17 protein-coding genes and 1 tRNA gene are annotated in these 17,394 nt (G+C 45.2%); 8 read left to right on the top strand and 10 right to left on the bottom strand.

Translation table 11 applies throughout. The features are described from left to right. Positions 1 to 4: 4 nt before the first annotated feature. The 4 genes from QFZ51_RS06990 to QFZ51_RS06975 all read right to left on the bottom strand — a co-directional run bounded on the left by QFZ51_RS06990 (position 5) and on the right by QFZ51_RS06975 (position 6,169). Positions 5 to 2,461: a TonB-dependent receptor gene (locus QFZ51_RS06990; RefSeq protein WP_429044596.1), complete on the bottom strand. Its 2,457-nt coding sequence runs from the start codon at positions 2,459 to 2,461 to the stop codon at positions 5 to 7. A gap of 71 nt (positions 2,462 to 2,532) precedes the next feature. After that, a complete protein-coding gene (locus QFZ51_RS06985) occupies positions 2,533 to 2,889 on the bottom strand; it encodes a hypothetical protein (RefSeq protein ID WP_429044594.1) in 357 nt (118 codons plus the stop codon). 43 nt (positions 2,890 to 2,932) lie between these two features. After that, positions 2,933 to 4,516: a DUF1501 domain-containing protein gene (locus QFZ51_RS06980; RefSeq protein ID WP_429044591.1), complete on the bottom strand. Its 1,584-nt coding sequence runs from the start codon at positions 4,514 to 4,516 to the stop codon at positions 2,933 to 2,935. A gap of 18 nt (positions 4,517 to 4,534) precedes the next feature. Then, positions 4,535 to 6,169 (bottom strand): DUF1800 domain-containing protein, encoded by a 1,635-nt coding sequence (locus QFZ51_RS06975; RefSeq protein WP_429044588.1) that lies wholly within the window; start codon positions 6,167 to 6,169, stop codon positions 4,535 to 4,537. 707 nt (positions 6,170 to 6,876) lie between these two features. Here QFZ51_RS06975 and QFZ51_RS06970 point away from each other — a divergent pair. Next, positions 6,877 to 7,095: a hypothetical protein gene (locus tag QFZ51_RS06970; RefSeq protein WP_429044586.1), complete on the top strand. Its 219-nt coding sequence runs from the start codon at positions 6,877 to 6,879 to the stop codon at positions 7,093 to 7,095. 58 nt (positions 7,096 to 7,153) lie between these two features. Here QFZ51_RS06970 and QFZ51_RS06965 read toward each other — a convergent pair whose 3' ends face one another. Next, the gene (locus QFZ51_RS06965; RefSeq protein WP_429044583.1) at positions 7,154 to 8,332 is read right to left on the bottom strand and encodes a thiolase family protein; all 1,179 of its coding nucleotides are present in this window, start codon (positions 8,330 to 8,332) and stop codon (positions 7,154 to 7,156) included. 157 nt (positions 8,333 to 8,489) lie between these two features. Here QFZ51_RS06965 and QFZ51_RS06960 point away from each other — a divergent pair. Next, positions 8,490 to 8,563, top strand: a tRNA-Lys gene (locus QFZ51_RS06960). 82 nt (positions 8,564 to 8,645) lie between these two features. Here QFZ51_RS06960 and QFZ51_RS06955 read toward each other — a convergent pair. Continuing rightward, a complete protein-coding gene (locus QFZ51_RS06955) occupies positions 8,646 to 8,996 on the bottom strand; it encodes a winged helix-turn-helix transcriptional regulator (protein ID WP_370910951.1) in 351 nt (116 codons plus the stop codon). Between the two features lie 107 nt (positions 8,997 to 9,103). Between QFZ51_RS06955 and QFZ51_RS06950 the strand changes: the two genes are divergently transcribed. Then, positions 9,104 to 9,874, top strand: coding sequence for an SDR family oxidoreductase (locus tag QFZ51_RS06950; RefSeq protein WP_429044580.1), 771 nt, complete (start codon positions 9,104 to 9,106; stop codon positions 9,872 to 9,874). 71 nt (positions 9,875 to 9,945) lie between these two features. Here the strand turns inward: QFZ51_RS06950 and QFZ51_RS06945 are convergent, their stop codons facing one another. After that, a complete protein-coding gene (locus tag QFZ51_RS06945; protein WP_429044577.1) occupies positions 9,946 to 10,395 on the bottom strand; it encodes an SRPBCC family protein in 450 nt (149 codons plus the stop codon). Between the two features lie 281 nt (positions 10,396 to 10,676). On the opposite strand from QFZ51_RS06945, the gene QFZ51_RS06940 reads away from it, so the two are divergent. Genes QFZ51_RS06940 through QFZ51_RS06930 form a run of 3 tightly spaced genes read left to right on the top strand, consistent with a single transcriptional unit; the run spans position 10,677 to position 12,931 of the window. After that, positions 10,677 to 11,648, top strand: coding sequence for an aldo/keto reductase (locus tag QFZ51_RS06940; RefSeq protein WP_429044574.1), 972 nt, complete (start codon positions 10,677 to 10,679; stop codon positions 11,646 to 11,648). 42 nt (positions 11,649 to 11,690) lie between these two features. After that, positions 11,691 to 12,503 carry a helix-turn-helix domain-containing protein gene (locus QFZ51_RS06935; RefSeq protein ID WP_429044572.1) on the top strand — a complete coding sequence of 271 codons (813 nt, stop codon included), beginning with the start codon at positions 11,691 to 11,693 and terminating at the stop codon, positions 12,501 to 12,503. A gap of 17 nt (positions 12,504 to 12,520) precedes the next feature. Next, on the top strand, positions 12,521 to 12,931 hold the full coding sequence (locus QFZ51_RS06930; RefSeq protein WP_429044569.1) for an SRPBCC family protein: 411 nt from the start codon (positions 12,521 to 12,523) through the stop codon (positions 12,929 to 12,931). A gap of 45 nt (positions 12,932 to 12,976) precedes the next feature. Here QFZ51_RS06930 and QFZ51_RS06925 read toward each other — a convergent pair whose 3' ends face one another. The 3 genes from QFZ51_RS06925 to QFZ51_RS06915 are packed head-to-tail and all read right to left on the bottom strand — an operon-like array spanning position 12,977 to position 14,594. Beyond that, a complete protein-coding gene (locus QFZ51_RS06925) occupies positions 12,977 to 13,696 on the bottom strand; it encodes a hypothetical protein (protein WP_429044567.1) in 720 nt (239 codons plus the stop codon). Position 13,697: 1 nt separating this feature from the next. Continuing rightward, the gene (locus QFZ51_RS06920) at positions 13,698 to 14,198 is read right to left on the bottom strand and encodes a hypothetical protein (protein WP_429044564.1); all 501 of its coding nucleotides are present in this window, start codon (positions 14,196 to 14,198) and stop codon (positions 13,698 to 13,700) included. A gap of 9 nt (positions 14,199 to 14,207) precedes the next feature. Then, positions 14,208 to 14,594: a hypothetical protein gene (locus tag QFZ51_RS06915; protein ID WP_429044561.1), complete on the bottom strand. Its 387-nt coding sequence runs from the start codon at positions 14,592 to 14,594 to the stop codon at positions 14,208 to 14,210. A 187-nt stretch (positions 14,595 to 14,781) separates the two neighbouring features. On the opposite strand from QFZ51_RS06915, the gene QFZ51_RS06910 reads away from it, so the two are divergent. After that, positions 14,782 to 16,737, top strand: coding sequence for a sensor histidine kinase (locus QFZ51_RS06910; protein WP_429044558.1), 1,956 nt, complete (start codon positions 14,782 to 14,784; stop codon positions 16,735 to 16,737). Continuing rightward, a complete protein-coding gene (locus QFZ51_RS06905) occupies positions 16,718 to 17,353 on the top strand; it encodes a response regulator (protein ID WP_429044555.1) in 636 nt (211 codons plus the stop codon). Before QFZ51_RS06910 ends, QFZ51_RS06905 begins: the two co-directional genes overlap by 20 nt. The last annotated feature ends 41 nt before the right edge of the window (positions 17,354 to 17,394 follow it).

Below are 17,394 nucleotides of genomic sequence, written 5' to 3'. Positions count from 1 at the left end.
AACACTATTTGAAATCAATCGGAACTGCAAGCTTCACACTGAAATTCCGGCCAACGTTATATACGCCTGATCTGCCCGTTACTTCATTGATGGGTGCATACTTCAACCTGCTCAGGTGATTCTGGTAAGCCACATCTGTTAAGTTATTGACAGCGAAATGCAGGGAGAACAAAGTTTTATTCTTCTTATTTACAAAATCACTGCCTAACCCTGCGTTAAACAAAGTATAACCGGAAGTAGGCGTTTCTGTTTCGTAAGCTGAAAACACATCGTTCTGCGCAAAGTTCAGGTCCATCTGCACACCGATATAAGCATTATGCAACGGACTTTTTCCCACTTTTTTAAATCTTCCTTTTAATTCAGACAGCCAGTGTGCCGCCGGAATATTAGGCAGGTATTTCGTAGAGTCGCTGCTGTTAGCAGTAGTAGCCCTTACGTACGAGAAAGTATTCTCAAAATGAAGCCAGTCGATCGGATGCGGGTGAATATCCACCATCAGCTCTCCGCCATACAGGTTGGCATCTGTTTGCTGGTATTTAAATGCCGCATATCCTTCGTCATTATCCGTTGCCGGAATAGAGTCTGTACCGGCTGCATTAAACAGTTTGCGGGAGAATATGAAGTTATTGATATGATTGTAAAACAGGCTGGCCGACAGGGAAACGTGCTGAGTATTGAAATCCACTCCTGCATCTACCTGTGTGCTTACTTCCGGTTTCAGGTCCTGGTTACCATATTCGTATTTGATGGTTCCTTCATGCACGCCGTTAGCAGACAGTTCTGCCACATTAGGCGCACGGAAACCTCTTGCTGCATTGAGTTTCAGCACTACCTGTTCGCTGGCTTCATAGCTGAGGCCTATGCTACCGGATACGTTATTGAAGTTGCGTTTGAATGCATCAAATTTTGAATCCCCTGTATTGGATGGTTTGCCATCTGCATCCAGGAACAGTGATTTGGCGTTCATGGAACGGTTATCAAAACGCAGTCCGCCGCTCAGTGTGAGTTTATTAAAAGTTTTGCTTGTTACCGCGAAAGCGCCAAAGTCGAACAGATCGTATGCAGGGATCAGGAATTCTTCTCCCTTGTTCTGATTTGTTTGTTGCATGCCATTCACCCCTACAGTTGTTTGCCAGCCGCTCATTTCAGGCAGATAATATTTCAGCGCGTAGTTGAAAGTTTGCAGATGCAGGTACAATTCCGGTGTGGAAGGTTCCAGCACGTTACCGAATTCGCGGCGCTGGTTCAGCTGATAACCCAGAGTAAGACCAATACGACCACCATTATGCAGATAGAGGTTGTTGTCCCATACTATTTTCTGGTGGTTGATCTGTTGCTTGGGTACCGTCATGCTGTACGATTTATTATCGCTGCTGGTGGCGGGTACTTCTTCTTCTGTGCCGTTGTTGTTGATGAGTTTCAGGAAATCGCCGTTGCTGTCGCGGTCACCTTCCACCAGCCCGAGGTGCTGGTTAAAGGACGTGAAGCTCAGGTGAGAGTAGCCCCATTGTTTATTGATCCCGATATTAGCGCCGAAGTTGGTGTTATTAAAGCGGGAATTAAATACGTAATCGTCGTATTTATTCTTGTAGTCGTGCGCTTGTTTTTGTGTTACGAAAGCGCCCCAGCTAAAGCCGTTGTTATTACCGGCAATGTCGGCATGATAGGCCATCAGTCCGTTGTTGGTCTGATAGTTGGCTTCCACGTTGCCTTTAATTTTTCCCAGGGGCAGCGGTGCAGGCGGCACAATGTTCACCACACCGGCCAGTGCATCTGAGCCGTAGATGAGGGAGGCAGGGCCTTTCAGCACTTCAATCCTGCTTACATTGTAATCGTCGATTTCAATTCCATGTTCATCGCCCCATTGCTGGCCTTCCTGGCGTACGCCGTCGCCTACCACCACTACGCGGTTGTAGCCAAGGCCGCGGATAAAGGGTTTGGAGATGGCCGGGCCGGTAGAAAGTTGTGTAACACCGGGCACTTTGGCAATAGCGTCTATAATGTTGGTAGAAATATTATCGTCGAGATAGTCGCGGCGGATTACGCTGATGGGCGTTGGTGTTTTCCTTGCAGATGTTGCCAGGTTGGCGCCGGTGATTACGATTTCATTTTTTTCTATCAGTGTTTCCCCGAGTTCAAAATCCCGGGTAGTAGCGCCGGAAATAGCTACGGGAGCACTGAATGCGGCGTAACCGATGTAGTGTACATCTACTACATACTTTCCTTTTGGAAGATTTTTGATGATATAGTTTCCCTGTGCATCAGCGGCAGCGCCAACGCGGAGATCCGGCAGGTAAACAGTAGCGCCGGGTAACGGTGTATGGGTTAATTTATCCACCACTTTACCGGTTAATGAATTTGAGTATTCCCCTTCTTCGGGGTTAGTGCCGGCATAGGCAGCAGGTAACGCCAGTAACATTACACTCCAAAGGCCGAGTATAAATACACGCAAATAATGCATATCTGAAAAATATAGAATCAGTAATAAAGAATAAACAACATGTACCGATGGTTCACGTTGCAAAAGAGAAGTTATGCCAGCTGTGCGGGCGGCGCTCTGGGAGTAAGATTAAAATAAGGGACGTGCGTGGTTTCCGGTAACGTAAGCGGAGAAAATACCCAGATTACTTTTTGGACCGGTGCTATATATAAAGTAACAAATGACTCATAAGGTTCTACCCCTATCTGCAGAAAATCACAGTGCCGGTGATGTTCAGATATCGTGAGGCCATCGTGTTGATGGAGGGGATCTGTTGTATCGTGGTGACCTGCAAATTCGTGTATAAATTCCCTTGGGATGGTATTTAGAGAAAATACACCCAGGAGAATAATCGCTAATATTTTATGCAGATAGCTCTTGTACACGGAGGCAAAGGTAGCAAAATCCATCTATTTGCAACAGCGTTGCACGAATATTAATGAAATTATAAGGTCAGTTTACTTTCAGCATAGGTCTTACCTGTTGTACCGGGCCGTTCTGGAAGCGGGCGTAGTAAATACCATTGGGCAGGCTATGCGCATCGAAGGTGAACGTATAGGTGCCGGGCGTATGTACTTTATTGACCGGTACGCTGATGAGGCGGCCGGTGGTATCAAAGATCTGGACCAATGTATTGCCGCTGCCGGTGATATAGGTAATAGTGGTATAATTTGAAAATGGATTGGGAGAGTTGGTAATCAGCTTCTTATCATCTGTATTCAGGTCGGGCAGGCCAGTGATGGTACCACAGGCCACGCCGCTGATGAGGGGCAGGCGTTGGTAGTCTTCCCGGAGAATAGTTTTCAGCACGGTTTGATCCACGCAGAACCATTGTTCCAGGATAGATGCATAAATAGAGCGGAAATCGTACTGCATGGGGATGTTATCAATTACAGAAGAAGCGTCCGGCAGTGCGGGTGAATTTCCGAGCACACCCTGGTTCACGTAATCTCCGAAAATGATAATGGGGGCGGCAGCGCCGTGATCCGTACCCATACTGTAGTTCGATTTGATGCGGCGGCCGAATTCGGAGAAGGTCATGCCCACTACCCTGCGGGAAGCGTGCAATCCTTTCAGGTCGTCCATAAAGGCTTTGATGGCATCGGAAACGCCACCGAGCAGGTTAGCGTGACCTCCTTTGGTGGTATCACCACCTTCTGTTTGGTTGGCATGCGTGTCAAAGCCGCCGGTGCTTACCATGTAGAGCTTTGTTTTCAGTCCGCCGGCTACCAGGCGGGCAACAATTTTCAGTTGTTCCGCGAGGCTGTTATTGGCCGGGTAAGCGCCCTGTGAGGTCACTTTTTTCGCGGCTGCGGTGATGGCCTTTTCGTAGCTATTGGTTTGTTTGGCGATGAGGCGAATATATTCCAGTTCTTTTCCCCATTTGGTATTGGGAACAGGATCTGTTACACCATCGATCAGGTTATAGAAATCCGTAGCGCTGGTGATAGCGATGCCCATGCTGGCGTTGGGGCCCTGGAAGGCGGGCGATACGATAGAGCCTATCTGTACAGCCAGCGGATCGGGCGCCTTATCGTTGGGATATCCATCCGGGAAACCTTCAAATTGTGTATCCAGGTAGCGTCCTGCCCAGCCGGTGGTGAGCACTTCGTTGGAATTAGACCCTGTGAGCCAGATATCGGTAGCGCGGAAGTGTGAGAAATTGGGAGAAGGGTATCCGACACTTTGAACGATACTTACTTTTCCGTCGTTATACAATTTCTGTATGCCTGTCATGGCGGGATGCAGGCCTGATTTAATATAATTATCGAGGCGGAGTACTTTTCCTTCCTGGATAGCGATATTGGAACGCGCGGCCTGGTATTTACCGTATACATCCAGTGGGATGACCATGTTGAGGCCATCATTACCGCCGGTCATCTGGATCATAACCAGTACGTGATCATTATCTGCCGAGGCGGTGCTCAGTGCGTCCAGCATCGGGGATGAACCGAAAGCTTTGATAGAAAAGCCATTGATTAAAGTTGGCAGGATAGCAGCTGGCGCTGTATATTTCAGGAAGTCTCTTCTTTTCATAAAAAGGTTTTTCTGCTATCAGGATAATTGATATTCAGACAGGTCCATAATGTATTTATACAGGGCCTGGAGGCGGCTTTCCACATTATCTTTCAGGGTGGCATCCGAAGGCGAGGCTTTCCATGCGTTCCAGGCCTGCGTCCAGTAGTAGTTGCTATCAGGGCTTTGGTCGCTCAGGAGGATTTTATTTTTCAGAAATCCTTTAAGGTTATCGGAAACGCCTACACGATAAAGTATATCCAGGGAATCGTTGACCAGTGCTACGGGGTCTTCCGGGTGAGGAAGGCGGCTGGCAAAAGCGAGTGTGTCTATACGGACGCCGTTATAACCGTTGCTGCTGACGAGGCCATCGCTGAAGCGGTTACGTTTGGGCAGTGTATCTGTATTGATCCACAGTTCATGAAACGAAGGGGCCTGGTAGTATGCGTCCCATCCGGCTACCAATGGGGGATCTCCGAAGTTTTGCAGCATCGAAGCGGCCCTGTCGTGGACCACAGCCCATGCTTTATATTGATTGGTATAATCCGAAGGGAAGGTGATGCCATATTCGCGGCAGATACCGATGCAGAAGTCGGCGGGACTTTTAATCAGGCAGGCCATGTTCAGCGGATCAAAGAAATGTTCGCTGGTGAACAGTGCGTTGAGCGTGACTTTAATATCATAGCCGCTGCTGCGGAAAATATCTGCCAGTGGTGTAATTACATTCTGTTCCGTGGCGGCATCAATATCATAATACACAAAGAAGCGGTATAGTTTACGGCAGATAAATTTTGCGACCTCCGGTTGCAGGAAGATGATCGTGAGGAGTTCATCCAATTCTTTAGCGCCATCCTGGCCTGTTTTACCAGAGATAACTTTATTGAGATAGAATCCTGAAAATTCTTTGTTGGTAAGATCGTGTTGTGTGGTATCGAATAAGCTGACGATGTTGGTTCTATCTACCCGGAAGCCGGTGAGTACGCGGGCGGTGGCCCTTACATCATCTTCTGTATAATGGGAATCGGGGCCTTTTCCTACGGTAAAAAGTTCGTGCAGTTCCCGTGCATAATTTTCATCCGCGGCGCCCTTGGAGTTGAGGTATCCGTTGAGATACACCAGCATGGCCGGATCCAGGGTTATTGCCTTTGTAAGATCTTTAAAATTACCGAGGGCATGTTTACGCAGGGTAAGGTTATATTGGTAGATAAACCGGCTATCGCCAACCATGCCAGTTTCTGTAACGAAATGATTGTGCCAGAAGAGCACCATCTTTTCGTGTATGCTTGCCTGTTGGTTAATCATCTGGCCTGTCCACCATGCTTTATAGGAGTCAATTCTTTTTCTTTCCAGCATTTCATCACCGAGGGGAGCTTTTACCCATGTGGCACCGGGCGTAACGCCGGTGTCATCGATACCGTAGTTGTTAACGGGAGGAGCAGGATCTGGCTGCGCGGTGAGCAATGTATCTACTGCCTGCTGCATACTGAGGCTGCTGAAGGCATTGACGTTTGCGGGTGTAACCCCGAACAGGGTGCGTTTCAGCAGGTGAATGCGTTGTAAAGTATCCCAAGCGCCGGTATACGGAGTAATGCCGGTGGCGGTACGGGCGACAGTAGTGGCAGTCCGCTGTTGCTGGCGGTCAGGTGATAAGGTTAGGAATTGTCTGCGATCCATAAGGCGATATGGTTGATGGCTTAGGGGCCGATTATAGCGCCAAATTAACAAAAAGTTTAATCTAATTAAAAAGAAAGTGAGATTATATTAATAAGAAGTTTCACAATGATATTTTTTATATCATATTGATATCTAAATTATCATTTTAATATCTATCTAATTACTTTGATATCAATTTGTTACAAATATTTTATTTGCCCGATGCACCAAAATCTACTACATTTGAAAATGTATGTTTAATACCTTAATAGCCAAAAGAGAGCTGCCCGTTCCTGGAAAGAAAGACAGCTCCTTTGGTTTTTGTCTTACAAACAAAAAAATTTACGATGGATTTTTTTAGAAATCCGGCGATTGGCCGGTTGTTACATCAATCAGTTTTCCCTTCACCTCTTCTTCCTTCCTCTTCATCTGACTATTTTAACAGCTGTTAGTACCCGCTATTAAATGATTGCATCTCCACATCTTTTTTACCGGTACGCCGGTAATGGGTGTTTTATGTTCAAAATGAAAATCTATCTATCAAAAATTCGCCGCTCATATCAATTCAACACTTTTAAGATCAGTGATTTACACATTACGATACAAATATAGTTAATAATTGTTACAGTGGCACATTTTTGTAACATTTTTAATCCTAATCCATGCAATTATATAATAAGCGGGTAATCAGAATAATCCGTAAATCGCTAAAACTAACGCAGCAGGAAATGAGCAATTTGCTGGGTGTATCGCGCGCCTGCTTTGTGACCTATGAGAATGGAAGAGCAAAGGGAAAGCGTTCTTTTTTTTATGAGAGAATGATGTCCGAATTTGGCATTGACCTGCGACAGCCGGCCGATTCGCGTCGCATTGTATTTGTAGATGCCAGTAAGATTCCACAACCGGTATACCGGTATTTAAGTAAACTGGAAATAACAGGAGAATAAAAAAAGAAAGGAGCCAATGGCTCCTTTTTTAGTATAAAGGTGAGTTGACCGGTATTTATCAGTTGATATTTTCTATGATACCTGCAATGCCTTGTCCCCCGCCAACGCAGGCGGTAACAATACCATATTTTTTATTCAGCCGTTTTAAATCGCCCAACAACTGCACTGTTAATTTTGCACCGGTACATCCCAGTGGATGCCCTAACGCAATAGCGCCGCCATTGATATTCACAATATCCGGGTTGATGCCCAGTTCGCGGATAACCGCAATAGACTGTGAAGCAAATGCCTCGTTCAATTCAACCAGGTCGATATCCTGCAACGATTTCCCCACACGTTGCAACACCTTTGGTATGGCGGCCACAGGTCCTACTCCCATGATACGCGGATGCACTCCTGCAGAAACACAACCCACCAAACGCCCGATAGGCTTCAGTCCCAACTCATTCACCATCCGCTCGCTCATTACCACCACGAAAGCAGCACCGTCGGATGTTTGTGAGGAGTTACCTGCTGTAACGGAACCTCCCGCGGCGAAAACAGGTTTCAGCTTTGCCAGCGCTTCCAGAGAAGTATCGGCACGCGGCCCTTCATCGGTATCCACGATGTAGGAACGTTTTTGTTTCTTTCCTTTTTCATCTACATATACTTCTTCTACTGAAACAGGGAGTATGCCCGGCTTGAAATAGCCGTTCTGAATAGCGTTCAGCGCTTTCTGATGTGATTTATAAGAGAACTCATCCTGGTCCTGGCGGCTTACCTTAAATTCATTAGCCACTGCTTCAGCGGTGAGTCCCATTCCAATATAATAATCGGGATTAGTGCTGGCCACGGTGTAATTGGGGACTGTTTTCCAGCCGGCTACCGGCACCAGGCTCATACTTTCGGTACCACCTGCAATGATACAATCGGCCATACCGGTTTGTATTTTCGCGGTGGCAATCGCAATTGTTTCCAGGCCGGAGGCACAGTAGCGGTTCACCGTCATTCCCGGCACATCAATGCCCAGTGCTCTAACTGAAATCATACGGCCAATCTGTAACCCCTGTTCTGCCTCCGGTACCGCGTTTCCCACAATGAGATCGTCGACCCGCTTAGGATCCAGCTGTGGCAAGGATTTCAGCAATCCCGTAATTACGTCTACAGCCAGGTCATCAGGTCTGTAAAAGCGAAATCCGCCTCTTTTGGATTTTCCCACCGCAGTGCGGTATCCGGCTACTATGTACGCTTCTTGCATGAAAAAAAATTTATAATGAGCTAACGGTTAGATTTTCAACATAATGGGTATTTATCCACATTTCGTCCTTCTTATCAAATTTAATTAAATAAAGTACACAAATATTCAGAAGATCCGTTAAATTTGCGCTCACGTTTTTTAACAAAGACGGTGGAAAGACTCCCTAGCTCAGTTGGTTAGAGCTACTGACTCTTAATCAGTAGGTCCTGGGTTCGAGCCCCAGGGGGGTCACAAAAAATGAACAAAGAAGCCTTCAAGTCGCAAGATTTGAAGGCTTCTTTGTTCAATCAACTTAACAGCCCCGCAATCCTACCTATCTGCCAATTATCGTCTTCCTATGCTCCATCCCCCAATCGGAAAGATTATTAATCACTGTCTGCAGCGTTTTACCGTATTTTGTAAGTTCATACTGAACGGTTACAGGCTGTGTATCCAAAACGGTTCGTTTTACCAGTTTATTGATCTCTAACTCTTTCAATTCCTTGCTCAACATCTTGTTGGAGATACCATTTACATCATTCAAAATATCAGAAAACCTTCTTTTATTGTAATAGCAAAGAGCCGTAATAATAGATATTTTCCATTTTCCATTCAGCACATCCATTGCATCATGGACCGCCATGATTTCTTTCCTGAATTCTTGTTGAAATTCGTTGTCACCCATATGTTACCTGGTTACTCAAAAGTTACTGTTACTTTTTGTTACTTAATATCAAATATAAACAATCACTGCTTAGTTTTGCAGTGTAACCAATAAAAGAATCAAAGAAGATGGGAAAATTAAAGAACAAAGTAACAGTAGTTACAGGGGGTAATAGCGGAATAGGATTCGGCATTGCGGAAGCCTTCCAACAGGAAGGTGCTGTGGGTGCAATCACAGGAAGGAACCAGGCAACCATTGAAGCTGCGGTTAAAACGCTGGGCGAGGGTTTCATAGGTATCAAAGGGGATGTAACAAACCTGGATGACCTGGAACATGTATTCGAGGAAACGTTTAACAGGTTTGGAAAAATTGATACGCTGGTGGTCAACGCAGGCGGGGTTGTAGATGGCAGCCCTATGGCAGCCGTTGCCGATGTTACGGAAGACAACTATGACCAGTACATGAACTTAAATCTGAAGAGTGTTTACTTCACTGTTCAGAAATCACTCCCCTACCTGAATGACGGAGCTTCTGTTATTCTTATTGCCTCCAGTGCTGCACACCGGGCCGCACCAGGCATGACGATATATGGAGCCGCAAAAGCTGCAGTTATATCATTAGCCAAGGGCTTGTCGCTGGATTTATTATCAAGAAATATCAGGGTAAATGCACTTTCGCCAGGTTCTATTGACACGCCGGTATTTGGTAAAATAGTGCCGCAGGAACAGGTAGAGCAGGTTAAACAAATCTGGAGAGATCTGACTCCTGCAGGGCGACAAGGCCTTCCATCTGATATAGGAAAGGCAGCTGTATTTTTAGCATCGGACGACTCCTCTTTTATCGTCGGTACCGAACTTCTTTCAGATGGCGGGATGACAAATATCAGCCTGATGAAATAATGCTTAGCAACAAAAAAAAGCCGCATAAATCATGAAATTTACGCGGCTTTTGTTTTCCGTCCGGAACTAAATCAGGCATCCGGTATATTAGGTTCTACCAGTTTCGCTAATTTTTCCAGAGATTCCTGCCAGCCCAAGTAGCACATTTCTACGGGTATAGCGGCAGGTATTCCTTCCTGCGTAATTTTTATTTCTGTACCCGCCATTGTTTTGTTAAGCCATACGGTAGTGATCATTTCGCCGGGCAGGTTGGGATCGTCAAATTTATCAGTGTACTTCAAAAATTCATTGGGTTTGATTTCCAGGTAGGTTCCGCCGAATGAATGACCATTGCCGGTGGTGAAATTCTGGAATGACATCTTAAAAGAACCACCTGTCTCCGCCTTCATTTCATGTACGGTACACAAAAATCCGTAAGGAGGCAGCCAGGAGGCGATTGCCAGGGCGTCAGTAAATGCGCGGAATACTTTTTCCGGAGATGTTTTAAGAACTCTGTGCAGTGAAACTGTATTGTTTGACATAAGATATATTTTGTTCCTACTCATCTGGCTTTTCGGTCCCGCCCGTTTTTTGTGGTTGCTGCTCCACTTTTATTTATGTTGTTTGATTACTTCGTTAAAACAAAGATGATAAGAAATGAGGATTCGGGCAGGGGGAGTATACGACAATCCAGAGGGTTATTTGCGACCTGAACATCTCCCCGAAAAGGTGAGCCATACAGACAAGTAAATTGAGCCATAAAAGCAAGTGGTGGTAGCCTGCAAAGCCGATCTTTGTGCTGTTAATCAATAAAACAACAATCATGACAACAATAACAAAGATGCCCTTAGGCAAAAATGGACCACTCGTGTCTAAACTCGGATTAGGCTGTATGCGGATGTCGTCCGTTTGGGGCAGCAAGGCAAATGATGAAAGCGAGAGTATTGCTACCATTCAGAGTGCATTGGACAACGGCATTAATTTTCTGAATACAGGAGACTTTTACGGCAGCGGCCACAACGAGCTCCTGGTAGGCAAAGCCATCAAAGGCAGACGCGACGACGCCTTCATAAGTGTGAAATTTGGCGCTATCTTCTACGGCAATCAAATGCTTGGACTTGACCTGCGCCCCATAGCCATCAAGAATTTCATTAACTACTCCCTGGTACGTTTAGGTGTAGATACCATAGATCTTTATCAACCTTGCAGACTCGATAACAGTGTTCCGGTAGAAGATGTGATTGGAACTGTAGCCGACCTGATCAAAGAAGGAAAAGTGCGTTACCTGGGCGTTTCTGAAATCACTGCAGATCAACTCCGCAAGGCGAATAGTGTTCACCCGGTAACAGCATTGGAAATAGGTTACTCATTGGCAGACCGCCAGATAGAAAACGACCTGCTTCCTGCCGCAAAAGAGTTAGGTATAGGAGTGGTGGCGTTTGCCAATACTGCTGAAGGACTACTCACCGGCGAAATGAAAGCGCCTCTTCCGGCCAATGACTACCATCTTCACTTCTCGCGTTTCCAGGGAGAGAACCTGATAAAGAATCTGGAGAAAATAGACCTATTAAAGCAGATGGCAAAGGATAAAGGATATACACCAACCCAACTGGCGATTGCCTGGGTAAATGCGCAGGGTGATCATATCATGCCATTAGTAAGCATGAGCAGGAGAGCACGGCTGCCGGAAAACATACAGGCCATGGATATCAGGTTCACCGCCGATGAATTAAACACGCTTAATACCCATTTTTCGCAAGGAGCAATACTTGGAGGTACCTACCTGCAGCGATAGTGAAATGACACATACACCCCGCCTGTTTTATATCTTTACATCATGATGAATCCAACTGAAATAATCCCGGGAGTCATCTTTTTCTCTTATCACTCCGCCATGAGAAAGGAGAAGATTGCATTCCTGGAACATAACACGCTGGTATTGCAGGTTTTAGGCCGGTTCACATTGGAAACTGCCACCCAAAAGATCTCCATGGAGGCCGGGGAAATGTTGCTGATACGAAAAAATCAACTGGGAGAAATTACCAAGATGCCTTTGGATGGCCAGGATTATCAAACCATTGTGATTCGCCTGACGGAAGACTTGCTCAGGAAAATCGCGCTGGAGGAACAAATAGAGGTAGCGCAGAAATATACAGAAGCTTCCAATCTTCTGATCCCGGGGAACGATTTTTTGCATGCTTTCTTTCAATCCCTGATGCCCTATGTTCGTCACCCGGAAAAGAAAATAACGAATGAAGTAGGCATGCTTAAAGTGAAAGAAGCCGTGTATCTCCTCCTGGATATCATGCCCGGGCTCAGAGAGTTCCTGTTCGACTTTTCGGAACCTTATAAGATGGATCTGGAAAAATTTATGCTCACCAATTTTCATTACAACGTTCCCATTGAGAAATTTGCACACCTCACGGGAAGGAGTCTTGCGGGGTTCAAACGTGACTTTCAAAAAATATTCGGCATGGCGCCCCGCCGGTGGTTATTGGAAATGCGGCTAAAGGAAGCCCTGCACCTTATAGAAAAAAAGAATAAAAAACCATCCGGGATTTATCTTGACCTGGGATTTGAAAGCCTCTCTCATTTTTCTCATTCTTTTAAAAAGAAATTCGGTAAGGCACCTACCGAATGGTTAATTTAAAGCTGCAAACATAACATATGAACAAACCGGTTATTACAAAGACGATCGAAATAAACGCATCCCCAAAAAAAGTATGGCGCGTTTTCACAGATCCTAAGGTAACGAGGCAAATGGGCGGTGAATATGTTTCTGAATGGAAAGCTGGCAGCTCTTTTGGATGGAAAGGGAAAGACAGCAGCCTTTATACGAACGGAGTAATCCTTGAATTGGAACCGGAAAAATTACTGAAGCATAATTTATTTGACCTCAAAGATAAAAGCAGGTTGCTTTCCGTGATAACGTATGAATTTACAAAAAATGGAGATGGAACCATTCTTTCAGCAAGAGAGGAAATCAATTATGAAATTACGGATTACCTGCTTAAAGAAGCAAATGAAGGTTGGGATGCAGCGCTTCAATTGGTAAAATATGTAGCCGAGAAATTATAACTTAAAAGAAAAGCCTACACAAGTTGGCTTTTCTTTTAAGTTACTTTACTTCATTTTAAATTTTGTTTTCAGAAACTGATCAAGATCCGTTACATAGCCATCGAAGAATGATTCCAGGCGCTTCTTATTGCCGGGGTTTACAACTTTGCCATCCGGATCAAAAATACTGTCGGGATAAGCCAGTTTATAATTGATTTTACGTGAAGTTGCCTTACCCAAAAGGCCGCCATGCGGAGCCACGGCACTTTGCGTACGGCCGTCGGCGGGCTGTATAAACTTATACTCATTGAAAGGCACATCTTCCTCAGATACTACATCGTCGCCCGGACTGATACGCAGCTTTGCATCAAAAACAGAAGCGTATATCTTTGAATTGCTTCCGGGACGGATGGAAATATATCCTTCTTCAGGTATCGCAAACAGGAAAATAAGCCCGGTAAGATCAGCAAAACAATTTTGCTTGTTGCCGATCGTGGCAAAATCACGATATACAACAACAGATCCATTATTAAGCACTGTATCAATTTTCAGGGCAGGTCTGTTTTTCAGGTATTCCAGTATGCCCTCCAAAAGCTGCTGCCGGTTTTTGCCCCCATAAGGAAGTTTTACATCGTACTGGTTATTAAGTGGTCTTATTCTTCCATAGTCCATTCCATTGAACACGCCCTTCTCAATAGCTACTTCAAAGTATTTACCTTGTGAGAACCCCGAAAAGTTTATGGCCAGCAAACTGGCCGCGAGTATTGTCTTGAATACGTAATTCATATCAAAAATAGTTACCTGACCGCGAGCTGTTTATTTTATAGTCCACTTTTGTAACGATCCCGTTTTTATCTACAAATACAGTGGTAGTTTCCACATACTGACTGGCCCAGCGCGTATCTTTAGACTGCACTGTTTCTGAGTTTACAGCCTGTCCGAAAACATTGTAACCCGTTATCGTATATCCGGGGGTATAGCTGCCACCCCCATAGTTAGACATCTTTTCATATACCACTACCTGGCCCCCATCTGCATCCGGGAAGGCTTTTGCGGGAGCACCCCATTTTTTATAAATATCTGACAGCCTGGCCCCTACCCATGAATTCTTCCAGTTTTCCCGGTTATAAATACCTCTTTGAAAATCAGCGTAATACTTATCATCCTGATAACGCTGTTCCAGCGCCTCTTTCGTCCGTTTGTCCAGTTTCGACTGCGCATAAGAACCGGCTGCAGAGAAAATGAGCGTCAGCACAATGATGATGGATGTATTTTTCAGGAGCCGCATGAAAAAGTATTAAAATTTGTAATTGAGGTTAACCGTTAATACCGTACCTGGACTGGATGATGCTTCCTTTTTCAATTGGCCATCTACATAAATCCCTACCTTCAATGTGGAGGCATTGCTGGTGCCTATTCCATTCATAACGATATTGGCATTGTACGCGCCTGCCGGCGCCGTAAGCTCAGGACTGCTCCAGGAGGTACCACTAAGGTTAGTAGCACTGTGGGCGTCCGCATCGACCCCATAGGCGGCCCTGTCGACTGTGCCACCTCCTGAAGTTTCGGCTTTAAATACTACTTTGTGTGTCGTTGGGGAATTGTTATCATCCTTATCTTTGGAACAGGACGTGGTGAGCATTGCTGCGAACAGGATACTTGCAATGGATAATTTTCTGTACATATGCTATGGTTTGAAATGATATTCTTTGAATTTAACCCGGTTTTTATGTCAGTACGCAGAACAAAATTACTTATGAAAACAAGGGCGTCCTATACCGTGAAATGGTCATTTTGCGTATAGCTGTTTTCAGTCATTCTCTTCCCGTATCTTTATTATGACGATAATATGTAACAACTTGCAAATTGTTATGAAATCATTTACACTCGTACTTATTCTTCTGTTGTCGGCAGTCCGGAGTTATGCGCAGCAGGCTCCCGGAAAATTTGACAAGGATAGTCTTGCCCATATCCTTGAACAAGCGGTAAACGATAGCATCAAAGCCCGTGTAAGCTTTCGTTTGTCGGATGAATGGGAAGAGACGGACACTACGCTCTCGAAAAAATATATGCAGTCAGGTAAAAGACTTAGCAAGGGCTATCCATTTCTGCAGGGCGTGACACTGTATTACGAAGCCAGGAGACTGACCGCCGCAGCACCGGATTCTGCTGCCAAGATGTTCATGCAGGCGGAAAACATCCTGAAGAAATTTCCGGGCAAAGATGCATTGCTTTTCCGTTCCATGTGCTGGCATGATTACGCGCGGGTATTCCACTTCGAAAAAGATGATCCGGAAACTTATGTAAACCTGCTTGTAAACCAAGCCATCCCGCTGGCCCAAAAAGCCGGCGACCAACTGTACCTGGGAAAGAATTACCTGGATCTGGCTTATGGATTTAAAAACCTGAAAGAATACGCCAAAGCTAAAGCCTATCTGCAACTCTCGATTGAAACGTTACGGAATCAGCAAGGAAATATAAAATACCTGGCTACTGCCTATCATACCTTATCCGAGAATTATTCGTTATCGGGTGATTCCGCGAAAGCCGCTTTGTACCTTGATAGCATGCGGGTGTTATTGGCTCCCTACCCCGAAGCAAATGAGTGGCTGGATTATTATGCCGGAGAAAGTATGCGGCTTACCATCGCGGAAAAATTTGAGCAGTCCCTTGCAGTTGCAGAGAAAGGCATTGCATTGGCCAGGCAACTGCACCAGCCTTATCCTGAACAACGGTTATTGTTACAGAAATTCTATGCATTATACAATAAGAAAGATCTGCAGCAGGCCCGCAGCGTAGCCCTCGACCTGTACAGTAAACAACCATTTATGAACAATTCAGCCAACCGGCTTTTATTGTTCTATGGCCTCGTAGTAACCAATGAAGATCTGAAAAATATTCCGGAGGCCTTCCAGTGGTTGAAACGTTATAGTTACCTGAGCGACAGCGTTGCGCAAAGCAACCTGGAGACAAAAATAAATGCCCTGGAAATAAAATTCAGGAATGCAGAACATCAACGGAAAATTACGGAACTGAACGCGTCCAACGACAAGGCAAACTTTGCATTAAAACGAACTATCCTGCTAAGCTGGTCGTTGGGATTGGTAAGTATTCTTTTATTTATGATCTTACTACTGGCTTACTTCTTTTATAAAAATAGAAAGAGAACTGCCATCCAGCAGGAACAAATAAAGGTTTCGCATGCCATGCTGCTGGGTCAGGAAGAAGAACGCAAACGGGTGGCGCGGGATCTTCACGACAGCCTGGGAGGACTATTGGCTTCCACAAAAATCAATCTTTCTAAAATTGCCGGCGCCGTCAATACCAGTAACCGCCCTGAACTGGAAGGCATCATCGCACAGATGGATACATCAGTGACAGAGTTAAGACGCATTGCTCATAATATGATGCCCGAAATGCTGTTACGACTGGGTCTTGAAGCCGCATTGAAAGATCTTTGCGATTCATTTTCCTCCGAAAAAACAACCATCCGCTTCCTGTGTTTCGGGATTCAGACAAATATCCCGCAGGGAGAACAGCTGATCATTTATCGCATTGCACAGGAATTACTCACCAATGCAGTAAAACACGCCGCAGCAAAAAGTATCCTGTTACAATGCAATCAACGGGATAATAAGTTTTTTATTACTGTTGAAGATGACGGCACCGGTTTCAATGAAGATATGCTGCATGAAAATAAAGGAATGGGCTTCATTAGTATTAAAACCCGTGTAGCGTATCTGAATGGTACAATAGACATCGTTTCCAGAGGAAATCAACCAGGTACTTCCATAAATATTGAAGTGTATGTTGCAACCAAAATATAAGCTGGCCATTCTTGATGATCATCCGGTGGTACTTCAGGGGCTCGTGAATGTTCTTGCAGGGGAAGCGGCATTCGAAATTACAGGTACGTTTACCCATGCCAGGGATTTCCTACAGTTTTTCAATACCAACCCCGTTCATGTGGTGCTCCTTGATATTATACTCCCGGATGGAAACGGAATGGATATCTGTAAGGAAATTAAAAGAACAGCTCCCGATACCATTGTCCTGGCGCTGAGTAATCATGATCAACGCAGCGCCATTATGAAAATGCTTGAAAACGGCGCAAGTGGTTACCTGCTCAAAAATGCATCTGTAGAGGAATTGGTGCGCTGCATCCATGAAGCCCTGCAACACCAGATCGTATTCAGCAATGCCATCAAAGAAATTATTGCCCGGCCCGGAGGGCGGGCCACAAAAGACGTTCCGGCGATTACTACCAGGGAACTTGAAATCCTGAAACTTATTGCTTCCGGTATCACCACCAGGCGCATTGCAGAAATGCTTTTCCTAAGCAAATTCACCGTTGAAAATCATCGTAAAAATCTGCTTCAGAAATTCCAGGTAAAAAATGTAGCCGGGCTTATCAGCGCTGCAAGCCAACAGGGGCTACTTTAGTTAGCGTGCAATAATTATAAAGGAGGGATTGCCAATGCAAC

The organism is Chitinophaga sp. W3I9, assembly GCF_050434025.1.
GTDB lineage: Bacteria > Bacteroidota > Bacteroidia > Chitinophagales > Chitinophagaceae > Chitinophaga.
This window is presented reverse-complemented; position numbering and strand designations above follow the sequence as displayed.

What these genes read in the sequence shown, in the direction of transcription:
- QFZ51_RS06980 (WP_429044591.1), bottom strand. Translation starts at nt 4,516, where the DNA reads ATGAAAAGAAGAGACTTCCTGAAATATACAGCGCCAGCTGCTATCCTG.
- QFZ51_RS06920 (WP_429044564.1), bottom strand. Translation starts at nt 14,198, where the DNA reads ATGCGGCTCCTGAAAAATACATCCATCATCATTGTGCTGACGCTCATT.
- QFZ51_RS06910 (WP_429044558.1), top strand. Translation starts at nt 14,782, where the DNA reads ATGAAATCATTTACACTCGTACTTATTCTTCTGTTGTCGGCAGTCCGG.
- QFZ51_RS06945 (WP_429044577.1), bottom strand. Translation starts at nt 10,395, where the DNA reads ATGTCAAACAATACAGTTTCACTGCACAGAGTTCTTAAAACATCTCCG.
- QFZ51_RS06990 (WP_429044596.1), bottom strand. Translation starts at nt 2,461, where the DNA reads ATGCATTATTTGCGTGTATTTATACTCGGCCTTTGGAGTGTAATGTTA.
- QFZ51_RS06950 (WP_429044580.1), top strand. Translation starts at nt 9,104, where the DNA reads ATGGGAAAATTAAAGAACAAAGTAACAGTAGTTACAGGGGGTAATAGC.
- QFZ51_RS06925 (WP_429044567.1), bottom strand. Translation starts at nt 13,696, where the DNA reads ATGAATTACGTATTCAAGACAATACTCGCGGCCAGTTTGCTGGCCATA.
- QFZ51_RS06955 (WP_370910951.1), bottom strand. Translation starts at nt 8,996, where the DNA reads ATGGGTGACAACGAATTTCAACAAGAATTCAGGAAAGAAATCATGGCG.
- QFZ51_RS06940 (WP_429044574.1), top strand. Translation starts at nt 10,677, where the DNA reads ATGACAACAATAACAAAGATGCCCTTAGGCAAAAATGGACCACTCGTG.
- QFZ51_RS06975 (WP_429044588.1), bottom strand. Translation starts at nt 6,169, where the DNA reads ATGGATCGCAGACAATTCCTAACCTTATCACCTGACCGCCAGCAACAG.
- QFZ51_RS06985 (WP_429044594.1), bottom strand. Translation starts at nt 2,889, where the DNA reads ATGGATTTTGCTACCTTTGCCTCCGTGTACAAGAGCTATCTGCATAAA.
- QFZ51_RS06935 (WP_429044572.1), top strand. Translation starts at nt 11,691, where the DNA reads ATGATGAATCCAACTGAAATAATCCCGGGAGTCATCTTTTTCTCTTAT.
- QFZ51_RS06970 (WP_429044586.1), top strand. Translation starts at nt 6,877, where the DNA reads ATGAGCAATTTGCTGGGTGTATCGCGCGCCTGCTTTGTGACCTATGAG.
- QFZ51_RS06905 (WP_429044555.1), top strand. Translation starts at nt 16,718, where the DNA reads ATGTTGCAACCAAAATATAAGCTGGCCATTCTTGATGATCATCCGGTG.
- QFZ51_RS06930 (WP_429044569.1), top strand. Translation starts at nt 12,521, where the DNA reads ATGAACAAACCGGTTATTACAAAGACGATCGAAATAAACGCATCCCCA.
- QFZ51_RS06965 (WP_429044583.1), bottom strand. Translation starts at nt 8,332, where the DNA reads ATGCAAGAAGCGTACATAGTAGCCGGATACCGCACTGCGGTGGGAAAA.
- QFZ51_RS06915 (WP_429044561.1), bottom strand. Translation starts at nt 14,594, where the DNA reads ATGTACAGAAAATTATCCATTGCAAGTATCCTGTTCGCAGCAATGCTC.